Source organism: Gemmobacter nanjingensis, from assembly GCF_014652195.1.
GTDB lineage: Bacteria > Pseudomonadota > Alphaproteobacteria > Rhodobacterales > Rhodobacteraceae > Gemmobacter > Gemmobacter caeni.
The window spans coordinates 12139-25691 of the sequence record NZ_BMYI01000023.1 but is presented as its reverse complement, the minus strand read 5'-3'; the positions used below and the strand labels follow the sequence as shown (position 1 = coordinate 25691).

General features: G+C 62.9%; 17 protein-coding genes. 2 read left to right on the top strand and 15 right to left on the bottom strand.

The window, feature by feature from the left end; all coding sequences use genetic code 11:
* Positions 1–70: 70 nt before the first annotated feature.
* From IE126_RS22425 to IE126_RS22405, 5 genes are all read right to left on the bottom strand, one after another.
* Positions 71–1218, bottom strand: a protein-coding gene (locus tag IE126_RS22425) for an IS3 family transposase (protein ID WP_407646079.1) whose coding sequence is annotated in 2 segments (ribosomal slippage) — positions 71–963 and positions 963–1218 — 1149 coding nt in all. Because the reading frame shifts where the segments join, the coding sequence is not laid out codon by codon here.
* 566 nt (positions 1219–1784) lie between these two features.
* On the bottom strand, positions 1785–1922 hold the full coding sequence (locus IE126_RS22420) for a hypothetical protein (RefSeq protein ID WP_189382367.1): 138 nt from the start codon (positions 1920–1922) through the stop codon (positions 1785–1787).
* A gap of 11 nt (positions 1923–1933) precedes the next feature.
* Complete coding sequence (locus IE126_RS22415; protein ID WP_229825821.1) at positions 1934–2455, bottom strand: TlpA family protein disulfide reductase; 522 nt, start codon at positions 2453–2455, stop codon at positions 1934–1936.
* Between the two features lie 61 nt (positions 2456–2516).
* A complete protein-coding gene (locus IE126_RS22410; RefSeq protein WP_189382364.1) occupies positions 2517–3992 on the bottom strand; it encodes a multicopper oxidase family protein in 1476 nt (491 codons plus the stop codon).
* 66 nt (positions 3993–4058) lie between these two features.
* The gene (locus IE126_RS22405) at positions 4059–4391 is read right to left on the bottom strand and encodes a hypothetical protein (RefSeq protein ID WP_189382362.1); all 333 of its coding nucleotides are present in this window, start codon (positions 4389–4391) and stop codon (positions 4059–4061) included.
* 208 nt (positions 4392–4599) lie between these two features.
* Between IE126_RS22405 and IE126_RS22400 the strand changes: the two genes are divergently transcribed.
* Positions 4600–5211, top strand: coding sequence for a hypothetical protein (locus IE126_RS22400; RefSeq protein ID WP_149143153.1), 612 nt, complete (start codon positions 4600–4602; stop codon positions 5209–5211).
* Positions 5212–5309: 98 nt separating this feature from the next.
* Positions 5310–5777, top strand: coding sequence for a DUF411 domain-containing protein (locus IE126_RS22395; protein WP_149143152.1), 468 nt, complete (start codon positions 5310–5312; stop codon positions 5775–5777).
* 62 nt (positions 5778–5839) lie between these two features.
* Here IE126_RS22395 and IE126_RS22390 read toward each other — a convergent pair whose 3' ends face one another.
* The 10 genes from IE126_RS22390 to IE126_RS22345 all read right to left on the bottom strand — a co-directional run bounded on the left by IE126_RS22390 (position 5840) and on the right by IE126_RS22345 (position 13551).
* Positions 5840–6379, bottom strand: a complete 540-nt coding sequence (locus IE126_RS22390; protein ID WP_189382360.1) for a hypothetical protein — start codon at positions 6377–6379, stop codon at positions 5840–5842.
* Positions 6380–6492: 113 nt separating this feature from the next.
* A complete protein-coding gene (locus IE126_RS22385) occupies positions 6493–7218 on the bottom strand; it encodes a DsbA family protein (RefSeq protein WP_100196062.1) in 726 nt (241 codons plus the stop codon).
* Between the two features lie 110 nt (positions 7219–7328).
* Positions 7329–7754 carry a c-type cytochrome gene (locus IE126_RS22380; protein WP_229825819.1) on the bottom strand — a complete coding sequence of 142 codons (426 nt, stop codon included), beginning with the start codon at positions 7752–7754 and terminating at the stop codon, positions 7329–7331.
* A gap of 47 nt (positions 7755–7801) precedes the next feature.
* Entirely contained in the window at positions 7802–9754 is a 1953-nt protein-coding gene (mrdA, locus tag IE126_RS22375; protein ID WP_189382358.1) for a penicillin-binding protein 2, read from the bottom strand.
* Positions 9747–10430: a ferric reductase-like transmembrane domain-containing protein gene (locus IE126_RS22370; protein ID WP_229825818.1), complete on the bottom strand. Its 684-nt coding sequence runs from the start codon at positions 10428–10430 to the stop codon at positions 9747–9749. The genes mrdA and IE126_RS22370 overlap by 8 nt, the downstream gene beginning before the upstream one ends.
* Positions 10431–10480: 50 nt before the next feature.
* The gene (locus tag IE126_RS22365; RefSeq protein ID WP_051294564.1) at positions 10481–10972 is read right to left on the bottom strand and encodes a hypothetical protein; all 492 of its coding nucleotides are present in this window, start codon (positions 10970–10972) and stop codon (positions 10481–10483) included.
* On the bottom strand, positions 10962–11378 hold the full coding sequence (locus IE126_RS22360; protein WP_161768477.1) for a FixH family protein: 417 nt from the start codon (positions 11376–11378) through the stop codon (positions 10962–10964). Before IE126_RS22360 ends, IE126_RS22365 begins: the two co-directional genes overlap by 11 nt.
* Position 11379: 1 nt before the next feature.
* Positions 11380–12363, bottom strand: coding sequence for a cytochrome c (locus IE126_RS22355; protein ID WP_229825811.1), 984 nt, complete (start codon positions 12361–12363; stop codon positions 11380–11382).
* Positions 12364–12365: 2 nt separating this feature from the next.
* Complete coding sequence (locus IE126_RS22350) at positions 12366–13010, bottom strand: c-type cytochrome (RefSeq protein ID WP_189382357.1); 645 nt, start codon at positions 13008–13010, stop codon at positions 12366–12368.
* Positions 13011–13176: 166 nt separating this feature from the next.
* Positions 13177–13551, bottom strand: a complete 375-nt coding sequence (locus IE126_RS22345; RefSeq protein WP_189382355.1) for a hypothetical protein — start codon at positions 13549–13551, stop codon at positions 13177–13179.
* Positions 13552–13553: the final 2 nt, after the last annotated feature.

Sequence of the window (13553 nt, the reverse complement as noted above, 5' to 3'; positions counted from 1 at the left end):
CTCGCGGCTGGTTTGGCGACTTTGAGGAGAGTGAGCTACTCCCCAACTTTTGGACAGTTTTCCGGCTGATTTAAGCTACTGCCTGCACCTGCTGATCGGTTTGGGTTGCGGTAAAGTAGACCACGGCGGGCGGCTGTCCGCCATGGGCAGTGTGTGGGCGATGGTGGTTGTAGAAGATGATCCAGCGCCCAATGCCGGCCTTGGCCTGCGATCCGGTCTCCCAAGCATGCAGGTAGACGCATTCATACTTCAGGGACCGCCAGAGACGCTCGATGAAGATATTGTCCAGGCAGCGCCCCTTACCGTCCATCGAGATCCGGGTGCCGATACGCTTTAGCCGGTCGGTCCAGGCGAAGGATGTGAACTGGCTGCCCTGATCCGTGTTCATGATCTCGGGCGTGCCGAACTTGTGAACTGCTTCGTTCAGCGCCTCGACGCAGAAGTCGGCTTCCAGCGTGTTGGAGATGCGCCAGGCCAGAACCTTTCGGGTGAACCAGTCCATGATGGCGACCAGATACAGGAAGCCCTTTCTCATCGGCAGATAGGTGATGTCGGCGCACCAGACCTGATTGGGTCGGTCGATCCGCAGCCCGCCCAGCAGATAGGGGTAGGTCTTGTGCCCCTTCGCGGGCTTGCTAGTGTCGGGCTTCTGGTAGATCGGCATCAGGCGCATGAGACGCATCAGCCGCCGGATGCGTTTCTGGTTCACGGCATGGCCCTCGTTCTGCAAGTGCCAAGTCATCTGCCGCACGCCGTAGAACGGGGTGTCCAGGAACTGCTTGTCGATCAGCAGCATGAAGTCGAGGTTCATCGCCGTCTCGCCCTGCGGCGCGTAGTAGAACGACGACCGCGAGATCGACAGCAGGCGGCACTGCTCACCGACCGACAGCTTTGGGTGGGTCCGTTCGATCATGCTACGCCTCACTTCCCGGTCCAGGGCTTGAGCTTTCTGGACAAAAAATCATTGGCGACGGCCAGTTCCCCGATCTTGGCATGCAACGCCCGCACCGTGTCTTCATCGACCTCAGGGGCCTTCTTGCCGCCGCCACGTTCGAAAATGTCAGCTGCCCCCTCCAGCAGAGCCTTCTTCCACTGGTGGATCATCGTCGGATGCACACCGTATTCGGCAGCCAACTCCGAAACCGTGCGTTCGCCCTTCACGGCTTCCAGCGCCACGCGGGCTTTGAACCCAGCGTCATGGTTCCTACGTTTCTTCATATCCTGATCTCCTCGTTCTTAGAGACCAGCAGACGTCAGATCATAGCTTCCGTAACTGTCCGATTTTCGGGGAGTAGCTCACAAGACAGGATACACCTTTTTGAGAATGCAGGACCCTCGGAAGCCCAAACGATGGGTTTCAGTTATGGCAGGGGGGATTTTCCTTAGGTGAGAGTGTATTGACGGGCGTTCTGTGACATACTTTTCAACTTGGTTGTGTTGAATCTCACAAAGGTTTTTTTGGACGCTTCAATTCCAGAATCTGATTGCGCACCAAGAGTAAGTCAGAGCGCGAAGTTTCCGCTCTCGAAACTGCCGGGCCTGGAAGAATAGCCCACGACCAGTCGGCGCAAGATCGATGCCCGTCGCGGACTCTCCGCGACGGGATTCTCATCTTTTTCGTTATTGCTTAGCTTCATCATTGACTGATCAGCCCTGTGACCTCGTCTCACGTATAGAGGAGAGAATGCTGCACTAAGGTAGAATGTTGCAACTGAGCGACGCTTGACCGTTGATCCTTTCGAGTTGCCAGCGTCGCGTTCAAACGCGACCCGAGACCCATTGGGTCAGAAGAAAACTGCGATGCCGATGACATGGTACTGATCCGGCGCGATGGCGAGCTTGAGGTCTATACCAACTATCCGGCGGCCTGAAATCACATCCGCCCGGAGTCCGATCTTTGGCTGATGGTCTTCGACCAACACCGACTTATCCCTCAGAAGGCACCAACGATCTGGGCAACGGCGTCCTCGCTGTCCCACGCAAACGGGCCTTGAAGACGTCCGATCTCCCGGCTCTTCCGGTCAATCAGAAGGGTTGTCGGCAGGCCGATGAAGGCAAGGGCAAGCTGAACCCGAAGGGCTTCAGCCCAATAGAGCGGCAGATCGAAGATGCCGATCTCGTCGTAGAAGCGCCGCCCCCTTCCGATGCCCGCGTCGTTGATGCAGAGCGGAAGCACCGCGAAATCGGCGCCGCCCAGCCGGGACTGGAGCCGGTCAAGTGTCGGCATTTCTTCCCTGCAGGGCGGGCACCAGGTCGCCCAGATGTTCAAGAGGATCACCCGGCCGGCGAAATCGTCGAGTTTCCGCGTTGTGCCTGCTTCGTCGAGGATCGGCGGGGACAGCAGCGGTTGCGGGTCCTCGCGCAGCCGGAAGGGCGGGCGCGCCTCGGCGGACCCTGCAAGGAAGGGCGCGGCGAGGGCACCAAGGACGGCACGGCGTCCGATGAGTGTTGGCATGGGTCCGCTCTCTCCGGGAAAGGGCCCGGACCCGCAGGCAGGCTGCGGGTCCGGCCGTGCGTCAGGCCGACACTGCGAACTCGGTCATCATGCCGGTCGAAAGGTGCGGCATGTGGTGGCAATGCAGCATCCACCGCGCCGCCTCGCCCGCGTCCACCGCGACCGTCACCATGCCCATCGGCGGCACATGCACGGTGTCGCGGACCGCGCCTGCGATCCGGTCCATGCCGACACCCACTACCTGGAAGGCGTGGCCGTGCAGGTGCATCGGATGCGCCATCATCGACATGTTGTGGAACATGATCTCGACTCGGTCGCCGGATTTCGCAGTCACCGGCACATGGGACCCCCAAGTCTGGCCGTTGATCGTCCAGACATAGGGCATCATGGTGCCGCCCAGCATCAGCATCGGCTGCGAGGCTGGCGCGCGTTCGGGCAGCGGGGTGACGGCGCGCAGAGCACCCTCCTGCGCCAGATCACCGCTGAAGGCCGGATGGTCGGCCTCCGACATCTCGGCGATCCTGGTCACCGCCGCGCCCGGCGTGGCAAGGATGACACCCGTCCTTTCCTTGGCACCTTCGCGCAGGGCAAGGATCGGGAAGGCCCCGCCCTCGCCCGGCACATCCAGTTCGATATCCAGCCGCTGGCCCATTGCGACGCCAAAGCGGCTGCCGGGCAAAGGCCGCACCGGCTCGCCGTCCACCGCGACCAGCCGTCCCGGCAGCGCGCCAGTGTCGATCCAAAACACGGTGGCGGCCGCAGCGTTGATGACGCGGACGAGAACGCGGCCGCCCTTGTCGATCGGAACCACTTCGGGGTCGTCCAGCGTGCGATCATTGGCGAGATAGGCGTCGAAGTTGTAGTCGTTCAGGTCCATCGCCATGCCATCCATCCCCGGCATCGCCATCATGTCCCCCTGACCCATGCCACCCATGTCCATTCCGGAATGGTCCATGCCGCCCTGCCCCATCTGGCCATGATCCATCCCGGCCATCGAAGCGCCGCCGGTGATCTCGGCCAGCACCTCGGCAGGTGGCTTGAAGGAAAAGTCGTGCAGGAACAGCGTCACTTCCTTCCGGTCTGCCGCCACATCCTCGGCTCGCCGCACCACCAGAGGCGCGGCCAGCAGCATCATTTCATGCTCGGGGATATGGGCGTGCATCCAGTGTGTTCCGGGCCGTGCCGCGAAATCGTAGGCGCGGGATTCACCGGGTTGCAGCATCGGCATCGGCAGGTCGGGCACTCCATCCTGCGCGTTGTCGGGGATCTGACCATGCCAGTGAATAATCGTTGGCTCGGCCAGCGCGTTTGTCAAATCGACCGCGAACGCCTGGTCCGGATCGAGGACAAGGCCGGACCGGCCAGCGCCGTCCAGAAGCCCCCAGACGGTTGCGGCTTTGCCCCGCACGTCAATGGTGCGGGTGGCGGCGGTCAGCGACATTCGGCCGGACTGGGCCCGGACCCGTGCGGGAAGCATCAGTGAAGCGGCCGTGGCCGCAGAAGCGGCCAGAAAGCCGCGGCGAGAAAAGGGCGACATGCGAATTCTCCTGTATCGCGTCGTGAATTGGACAAGCGGTCCCCGGCGAATGCCGCAGCCGCAGGCTCAGATCACGGCGATCTTCGGAGGCGGACCTGGGGGCGGAATGGCCAGCGAGGCGGCAAGGATGTCGACACTAGCCTCCACATCGGAGGACCGCGCGACAGTTTCCGCAACCCGGTCCGGCGCAGGAAAGGTCGCCGCTGCGAAAAGGCAGTGCTGTTGGCAGATCAGCTGCTGTGTCAGGTCCTTCGGGCCGTCAGTCGCGGGCATGTGCGCCAGATGGCCGGCCATCGCCATCATCTGTGCATGGTCAGCCTGAGCTTGCTGCCGTTCGCCGAGAGCCAATACGGGAATGATCGCCGCAAAGACGTAGGCGGCGAGGATCAGGACATGCATGCGAAATGTGAGGAACGCCATGCTTGGGACAATTATCAGGATAGCCTGCTTCCGTCACCTGACAGTTTGGTGTCCCTGAGGGGCACTCTGATCTCTAAAGCTGCGGCATCAATGCCGAGTTTCCGAATTCCCTGCCCCACTATCGCAGAGTTTACTGGAATCCGTCGCGATTGCGCAGAACCTGCGCAAAACGCGGGACAGTGAATCGATGTGGAAACTTCTGTTCGCCATGGCGGCAATCCTTGGCCTGGCATCCTGCGGTGCCGAACCGATCTGGGCACCCGAGGAGGCCGTGGCCGCCGCCCGCTACGAGCATCCCGGCCCGACCTCGGTCACGCTCTTCACGGTCCTCTCGACACGCAGCGGAGCGGGAGCGCATGCGGGCCTGCTCATCAACGGATCGCAGCGCGTGCTGTTCGATCCGGCTGGCACCTGGCGGCATCCCCGGCTGCCCGAGCGCAACGACGTGCACTTCGGGGTCACCCCGAAGATGGTGGATTTCTACATCGACTACCATGCCCGCGAGACCTACGACGTGGTTGAACAGACTATCGAGGTATCGCCCGAGGTTGCGGCACTGATCATGCAGCGGGCAATGGCCTATGGCGCGGTGCCGAAAGCAAACTGCACCATCGCGCTGTCGCGGGTGCTGGAAGGGGTGCCCGGATTTGAAAGCCTGCCGATGACCTGGTTTCCGAAACGGATGATGGAGGGGTTTGCCGACTTGCCGGGCGTCTCCACACGGACGATCACCGACGACGACGCCGACGAGAACCACGGGGTTCTGCTGGTTCAAGCCGGGGACCCAAGGCTGGAGTAGCATTTCGGTGATCTGTCGCCGGGTTCATCAGACTTTGCTCGCCGATCCCCGCACTTGCAGCTATGTTTCCCGTAAAGTTCCAACGAAAGGCCGACATCATGACACTGTCCCGGCGCAAGGTTCTCGCCGCCGTTCCTTGGCTGGCCGCCATTGCGGCTACCCCAGCACTTGCCGAGGGCGACGAAGCCATCCACGTCGTCAAGGACCCCGGCTGCCCCTGCTGCAACGGGTGGATCGGACATCTGCGCGACAGCGGCTTTCGGGTATCCTTCGAGGAACGCAGCATCGAAGAGCTTGCGGCGTTCAAGCGCGAGCGTGGCATTCCGGAAGACCTCGCGTCCTGCCACACCGCCACCATCGGCGACTATACTGTCGAGGGGCACGTTCCCGCCGCCGACATCCGCCGTCTTTTGGCTGAACGACCCGTCGCCGTCGGTCTCTCCGTGCCTGGCATGCCCTACGGGTCACCCGGCATGGGACCCGAGACCGAGCGCGAAGCCTATGACGTCATCCTTGTCGGGTTGGACGGCAGCAGTAGCGTCTTCACGAGCTACCCTGCAGCCTGATCCCGTTCAGTCGTGCAAGGACTGCCCAGAACCAATGACGCCTTGCGCCATTGGTTCCCGGGTCACCAGGACAGACCGGATTCGGTTGACCTCCAGGCGTTTAGCAGTGCTTCCTTGGGTACCACACCGTCCAACGGTCTGACTGCGGCGTCGAGCCTGCGAGCCGAATGATAGGCCGTCCCCGCCATTACGCCGGGCGCTGCGCCATAGGCGAGCCGGTAACGCGACACAAAACCGTCGGTTCCGTCTGCGCTGTCCCACCCATCCGGCAGTACGAACTGCCGCAAGACCGTGCTTGCCGAGGCATACGCGCGCGCGGCGTCGCTGGCCGCGGGTTCGGCGCCAATGACAATGACGACATCGGTCGGCTCGTCGGGCGTACCGAACAGTCCTTCGACCAGCCCCGCCGCATCTCGTGGCAGCGGCAGCAGTTGCACATCAACCCCACCGAGATGTCCGTCCGATGTTTCGTTGGCGTGCCCGTCCCGTTCGTCGGCCGCTAGGAGGAAACCGCGAACCGCTTCTGCCAGACTTGCGTCAACGTCCTCGCCGACGACCAGAAGGCCGACGGTGAATGAATGCGCCGAAGCAATCCCTGTCAAGGCGATCTACAAAGTGGCTGCCACGACGGAATGCCTGATCCGGCCCAAGACCGTCTCGGTGATCGTGAAAGGCCGCTGAAGTCGGAAACCGAAAAGACGCGTAAGACGGATACTCATTCGGCGGCCCGCGCGGCGGCTACCACCTCGGCAAGCTGAGCCTTCTCAACAAAGCCCGGAATCAGTTGATCACCCACCACGAATGACGGTGTGCCGTTGAAGCCGAGAGCCTCGGCCAGACGTAGCGACGTGGCGATATGTTCCTCGACTTCGGGCGATTGCATGTCGACCTTGAGCTGCTCGACATCGAGTCCGACCTCGCCCGCGATCCGCAGCACCGACTGCTCGTCCAACTTCGCCCGCGCACCCATCAGTGCATTGTGCAGTTCAGCATACTTGTTCTGCTTCCGTGCAGCCAAAGCGGCCCGCGCCGCGATCGCTGATCCTTCGCTGAGGATTGGCCATTCTCTCAGAACAAGACGGATGTTTCCGTCCTCGGCCAGCAGGGCGTCGATTTCAGGCATCGCGCGTTTGCAATAGGGACAGTTGTAATCGAAGAACTCCACCACCGTCACGTCGCCTTCCGGGTTGCCGAGGACCGGAGCGTTGGGGTCGCGCTCCAGCAGGGCGCGCTCGTCGGCCAGGGTCGCGGCAACGGCGGCAGCTTGGGCCTCTGCCTGGCGCGCCTCCAGCGTCTGGAGAGCCTCGAGCACAAGCTCCGGGTTCTCGCGCAAGGTTTCGGCGACCAGTTCCTTGATCCGATCTTCCGTAATCTCCTGCGCCAGGGTGAGGCCGGGAGCGAAAACGAGCGTGATAGCAAACAGGATTGACGTGACGCGCATGGGAAGAGCCTTGTGTGACGGATGAAGATTTTGAGTTTCAGGCGGTCTGCACCCTCTAGTCCCTGGAGAGGCAAGCGGGAATTGGGAGGTCGGTGGCCTTACTTGCGGCTTCAAGGCGAACCTGCTTCCATCTGGCTGCGTTCAGCCTGTGCGGCACGAATGCGGTCGGGCCAGGTCGACCGGATATAAGCGAGGACGGCCTCGATGTCGTCCTCGGTCAGCTCACCGCCAAACCCGGGCATGCCGGAGGTGAAGTCGACCCCCATATCGTCCAGCACCGCCTGCCCGCCGCGACGGATGTAGTCCCGCAGCATCGCGTCCCCATGGTGCCAGGTGTGGCCCGTCTCGTCGTGGGGCGGCGCGGGATAGGTGCCGTCCTCCCTCGCCGACTGCCAGTCCGGCTGCCCTTCCAGGTTGGCACCGTGACAGGACGCGCACTTGGCCGCGTAAATGACTCGCCCGTCTTCGATGTCGGGCGCATCATGGAAGAACGCTCGCGCGGGAACCGGCGGAAGAACTAGGGCGACTCCGGTCATGGCGACCCCAAGAAAGCTTCGGCAGGACACCCTTCTGAGACGGTGCATCATGTCCGGCTCACCGTGGCGGTGATGCCGTCCGGCGGCAGGATGCGTTCGGACAGCAGGGCGAGGTCCTCCCGTATGCGCGCCCTCTGCGATGCCGGATAGGCGTCCTCAGGCGGCAGGCCGCCATGCTGTGCAAACAGCATGATGTCGCGCGCAATTGGCGCCGCTGCCGTTGACCCGCCACCGCCGTGTTCCACCACGATCGTGACAGCAAAGCGGGGCGCGTCAAAGGGTGCAAAGGCCACGAACAGCGCGTGATCGCGCCGGTTCCACGGCAGCTCGTCCTGCGAGCGGACGCCTGCCGCCCGCTCGGCAGCGGTGATCGAGAAGACCTGGCTCGTTCCCGTCTTGCCGGCCATCGCCAATGTCGGATCGGCGATCCGCGAGGAATAGGCCGTCCCGCGCTCGTGGTTCGAGACCTCGAACATGCCCTGTCGCACAATGGCCAGTGCATCGGCCGACAGACCGAGCGGGGCCGGAGCAGCCGTATCCTGGTCCTGCCCGGTACGCGGTCGCACCAGTCGGGGCAACACGGCGGTCCCCGAAGCCAGTCGCGCCGTCATGGTGGCAAGCTGGATCGGCGAGGCGAGCGTGAAGCCTTGCCCAATCGAGGCATTGATGGTGTCCCCGATCAGCCAGTCCTGCCCGTACCGTTCCTGCTTCCAAGCACGCGATGGATTGTTGCCGTGCGCCATGCCGGACAGCGGAAGGTCGTACTTCTGGCCAAGCCCCAGCCGGTCGTTCATCGCGAAGATGCCGTCAATGCCGATGCGCTGCGCGACCTCGTAGAAGTAGACGTCGCAAGACTCGCGCAGCGCGCCGACCATGTTCACTCGGCCATGACCACCGCGCTTCCAGCAGTGGAACCTTCGGCCGGAGATCTCGACATAGCCATTGCAGGCGACAGTCTCTTCCGGGTCCATCAGCTCGGTTTCCAGCGCGGCCAGCGCATTCGACATCTTGATCGTCGATCCAGGTGGATACGCGCCCTGCACCGACTTGTCGGCGAGCGGCCGATACTCGCTGTCTCGGAGCGCATTGTAGTCTCGGCTGGAAATCCCACGCACGAAAAGGTTCGGATCAAACGAGGGGGCGGACGTGCAGCCGAGCAGATCGCCGTTCGTCACATCCATCACGATCGCGGCCGCGCTTTGGCCTTCCAGCCGGACGCGCATGAAGTTCTGCAAGTGGTGGTCGAGCGTGATCTGCATGTCCGGGCCCGGGGTGGCCGGATCGAGAGCGAGTTCGCGCATTGTGCGGCCGGACACGTTGACCTCGACGCGGCGCGTGCCTGGCAAGCCGCGCAAGGTGCGTTCGTGGCTTCGTTCAACTCCTGTCTTGCCGACTTCAAAATCGGGCAGGCGGAGCAACGGCTCATTGTCAGCCGCTTCGTTTTCCAGATCGCTGTCGCTGACTGGCCCGACATAACCGACCTGATGCGCGAAATCCGGCCCGAAAGGATAGACGCGCGACAGGACCATCTCGGGCTGCACACCGGGAAGGACAGGTGAGTTCAGTGCCACGATCGACAATTCTTCCCACGTGACGCGGTCTTTCACCGTTACCGGCACGAAGGCTCGAACACGGTCGATCTGCTCCTTGACCTTGGAGACAGTCTCTGCGTCCAGGCCGAGCAGCACCTGCAGCTTTTCCAGAACGTCGTCGACATCGCGGGCTTCTTCCTTCACCAGCGTGATGCGATATGCCTGCTCATTGTCCGCAACGATTTTTCCAGCCCGATCAAGGATGCGCCCCCTGTCCGGTCGCACCAGCCGCAGGCTGATCCGGTTTTCCTCGGCCAGCAGGTAGTATTGCTCGGCATCACGGACGCTCAGTTGCCACATCCGGACACCAAGGACGCCCACCACTGACGTCATCGCACCACCAACGATCAGTGCCCGGCGGGTTGTCTTTTTCGCCGCCTGCACGAGGTCACGTTCCGATCTACGCATGGCTTCCCTGCTCTCTTTGCGGCTCAAGAGCAGCCTTGGCGCGAATCGTACGCAGGTAGGCCCCGGTGCGGAGCCCAAGGACGATCACAACCAGCCCGACAAACCAGTACTGCAGGGGGTTCGGCTCTGGTGTCGCCCGGTGGAAGCTCAGGAAATGCATGAACAGGAAATAGGCAACATGGACCACGGTCAGCCACCACATCGGCAGAACACCCATCTGCAGGAACTTCCATCCCGAGACGCCAAGACGGCGCATCGCGAAATCGCTGGAGGTTGCCGCCAGCAGTGCCGCGAGGACCAGCGCAGCGATGCCGATGGCATTGGCGAGACCGAAGCCATGCTGGTACATGACATAGGCCAGAAGTTCGGGATGCCATTCGAACCCTAAGAGCCGCATCAGATCCCATTGGACCCAGCCGACGAGGATGATTGATGCATGCACAAGTACTAGAAGGCAGCCGTAAATGCCCATCTCTCGGCGGAAGGGCAGAAGCGGAACCGCCACCCGCAGGAAGCGTGTCAGCGGCCCTAAACCCATCGACAGGGCAATCAAGACGAGCGAGGCATCACCGAACGCGCGGTTCCAGCGGTGCATCGGGCTCCATTCCGCATGAACCGAAGCAAAGCCGATCAAGAGACCCGTCGCGACCATGGCCACAAGCGCGTGTCGGACCATCACCTTCCGCACAAGTCGGCGCATCCCAGAAAGCGAACCTGTTGAAGTATTCACTTTAGCCCTCCCATGGGAGGATTTTCGCTGCTGACGACGACGGCGGCACCTGCCCTGTCATCGCGAAACGCACGCCACGTCCTGAGCGCCGCCATGCTCATGATGATGACCCCGGCCGCGGCGAGCCAGGGCCTTACCGGGTCGAACCAAGCAAGCAACGCCGGTCCGCCGAAGATCAGCATCAGGATCTTGTTGCAGGTCGGACAGGCAATCCCGAGGAAACTCGCAAGACCGCCTGCCCCGGACGTCCGCAGTCTGCATCTGGGAACCCAGAGCGCGACTGTCACTCCAGCCAAGAGTGCCGTCAGGACGGTGGCCCCGAACTCCCACGGGCCGACCGGGGTCATGCGGACAAAGAGGGGGTTCGCCCACACTGCGGTCACCGTCCCGAGGACGGCGAACAGCGCGACACCGACGGCGGTGCCGCGAAGCCCCCTGCGCAGGGTGTCGTCCTGCTTTGCCTGTTGTGTCGCTCCGTCACTGTGCATCAAATTCAACCTCTGCACGATCCTCGCCAAAGCCAACACTGACCACCCAACGTCCAGCCATTGGCAACTTGAGATTTGCTCGCCAGACCCCGGCCTCGACTAACTGAAGCGGCGGATCAAAGCCGTCCATATGCATCTCCAACATCGCGAAGTTCACGTCCGGCCTCATGGCAGCAGATTCGATGGCATCGGCATCCGGTGTGAACTGGATCTCGAGGCGGACATCCCGGTTTCCGAGCGCATAGACCTGGACGTCGATCCGACCATCCGGAAGGACTTCCGACACTTCGGCTGTCGGCACGCTCTGATCCGCAACGGTGTCTCGCGGATCGAGTGTGCGCACCGTTGCCCAGATGAACGCGGCAACAAGGGCAAAGACGCACAGAGCAAGCGCCACTGCGAGCACTCTAGTTCTCATTGCCCATCTCCATTTGCGAGTGGTCCATCCCCGCCATCGGGGTCTCCGTGGCAGGAGGCGCGGGTTCCGGGATGTCCCCGCTGCCGTCGGGGTCGAGCAGGTAGGTCGCGATTGCCTCGCGGTCGGCGTCGGTGAGGTACGAGGTGCCCTCAGCCACGACCTCGGCCATGCTGCCGCCGAAAGCATCCCCATTGGGCAGCAGCCCCGACTGGAGCGCATAGGCGAGGTTCGCGACCGTCCAGCCGCCTTCCAGAAGGTCGGCTGTCAGGATCGACGGTGCCTTGCTGCCGCCGGGAAGGCTGTCGTTTCCGGCGAACCGGGCAGAAGCGTTCAGGCCGCCCGCAAGCGTTCGGCCGGTATGACAGGCTGCACAATGCGCCGCCCCTTCGACGAGCAAACGCCCGCGGTTCCAGGGCGATGATGTGCCCATCAGCGCATCCGTCTCCGGCGCGTCGAGGTAGGCAGCGCGCCAGAGCTTCAGCCCCGAGCGAAAGCTGAACGGAAACCCGACATCATGCGTCGGGGCAGCATCCGCAACCGGCGGAACGGTGCGGAATGCTTCCCACAGGTCGGCGATCTCTTGATCGGTGAAGCCTGCGTAGAACGAATAGGTGAAGACCGGATAGTAGGGGTCACCCTCCGGAGAGACTCCCTGGCGAACAGCCTTGGCGAAATCCTGAATGGTCCATGCACCGATCCCCGCAGTGGTGTGCGGGGTGATGTTCGGGGGCACGAAAGTGCCAAAGGGTGTGTCGAGCGGGGCACCTCCAGCGAGCGCCAGCCCCTTGGCGGTCGCGTTGGTGTGACAGGACACGCAACCGCTGGCGCGGGCCAAATAGGCGCCGCGTTCCGCATCCCCCGGCGGGAATGCGGCGGGCTCTGGCGCGCCGATGGGCCATAGCGCCAGGACACCGGCCCCGAGGCTCGCCGCCACGGCCGGGAAAATGACGGAAGCGCGGATCAAACCCCGCATGGTCAGTTCCGGCCCGCACGGTACTGCGAATGGCAGGACGAACAGGTGGCGCTGATCCGGGTGAAGAGGTCGTCAGCGGCCAACGTCGTCAGATCGAACGCCAGCGTCGCCGGGTCCGATGTGCCGCGCGCGACCTGGACCTCTTGGGTTCTTTCGCCGTAGCCCATCAGCTCCGCTACTGTGAAACCCTCCTTGACTTCCGGAGCCGGGGTCATCGTCATTGCCGAATGATCCATCCCGGCCATATCGTCGGCGGGCGGAAGCGCCTTTTCCAGCCCGTTCGGAGCCGCCACGGCGAGAGCGTCGGCGTAGGTCTTCAATTCCTCGGCAAGCGCTGCGAAGTCCTGCCAGTCGGACCAGATTTCCGGCTTGGCATAGGTCACCCCTTCGAGGCTGCCTTCCGGGAACAGCGACAGCATCGTCTCGCCCGCGTGACCAGCGATGACGCTCGCACCCTCCGACACGATAAATGTGTCGTAGGGGATCGTGCCTTGCATCATCGGCGCCAGCTCCGCCACCGTGTCCCGCATCGCCGTCATACCGTTCATCCGTTCCAGGACGACACCCGTCGCCCCGTTATGTGCCAGCGCCACTGCCGCAACTGCGGAAGCGGCAAGCGCCAAAGCGCCTGTCCATTGTGGTTTCATCTGCCTGACTGCCCTTGGTTTCTTGTTGTTGACCGATCCCGCGACCCGCCCTTCCGGCGGATCGTGCGGCTTGCACAACTGTCTGGTGTCAGGCTGACAGAGATTGAACTGTCGACAGAGCTGCGGAGAGCCTATCGAACCGTCAGACGCACGTCCGGCCTGACTGTCAGATCCGGGTTCGGGGGGGAGGCAGGGTGACGGACGGGCCGCCAAAGCGGCGTTGCGACTGTGTCAGGTCCGGTCGCAGAGTGATCACGATTGACAACGACAGTGCTGTGACCGGCCCATCGGGCAGCACGAAAACAGTGCAGGCGAGGCCCGGGTGGCATGCAGGTGCCGGCGTGGTCTCTTGCCCTAAGTTACTCGCGATCTCGATTGACGTCTCGGGATGATGATCCTCGACAGGGCCCGCCTCTGCGGTCTGTCCCAGGATCAGGCCAAGCGCCAGGACCAGGGACAACAGCCACATCGACACCAACCGCAAGAACCTGTGCGAAAACAGGTTCTTGAGTGCGTTCGGTGAGGTCGAAGATGGTTTCATCC